We start from the raw sequence: 476 nt of genomic DNA, 5'->3' as shown, positions 1-476 counted from the left end.
GCGTCCTCCTGACCACCGGCATCTTCGGCGTCGCCGCCTACTACCTCCTCAATCTCAGCTGGCTGGAATCCTCGCTGCTCGGCGCCGCCGTCGCTTCGACCGACGCAGCGGCGGTGTTCTTCCTACTGCGCGCCGGGGAGATCCATTTGCGCGAGCGCGTCCGCTCGACGCTCGAGGTTGAATCCGGCACCAATGATCCGATCGCCATCTTCCTCACCATCTCTTTGGTCGAGATCATCGCCGCGCATGCCAACCCCGAGGCAAACGTTCTCGCCACCAGTTTGGTGATCGGCTTCGTCATCAACATGGGACTCGGCGCCATCATCGGCGTGCTCGGCGGCTTGGCGATCGTGCGCCTCGTCGAGCGGCTGAACCTCGACCATGGCCTGCTGCCGATCTTCGTGCTGACGCTGTCGCTGATGGTGTTCGCCGCGGCGGGCGCCATCGGCGGCTCGGGCTTCCTTGCGGTGTATCTC

Annotated in this window: 1 protein-coding gene; it reads left to right on the top strand. The window is 64.9% G+C overall.

The genetic code is table 11. The features are described 5' to 3' along the window. Window positions 1–476, top strand: a 476-nt coding sequence (locus EOA60_RS36855; protein WP_206628485.1) for a cation:proton antiporter, incomplete at both ends; no start/stop codon positions are given.

The sequence above is a fragment of the Mesorhizobium sp. M1A.F.Ca.IN.020.06.1.1 genome (assembly GCF_004023265.1).
Classification (GTDB): Bacteria; Pseudomonadota; Alphaproteobacteria; order Rhizobiales; family Rhizobiaceae; genus Mesorhizobium.
This window is presented reverse-complemented; position numbering and strand designations above follow the sequence as displayed.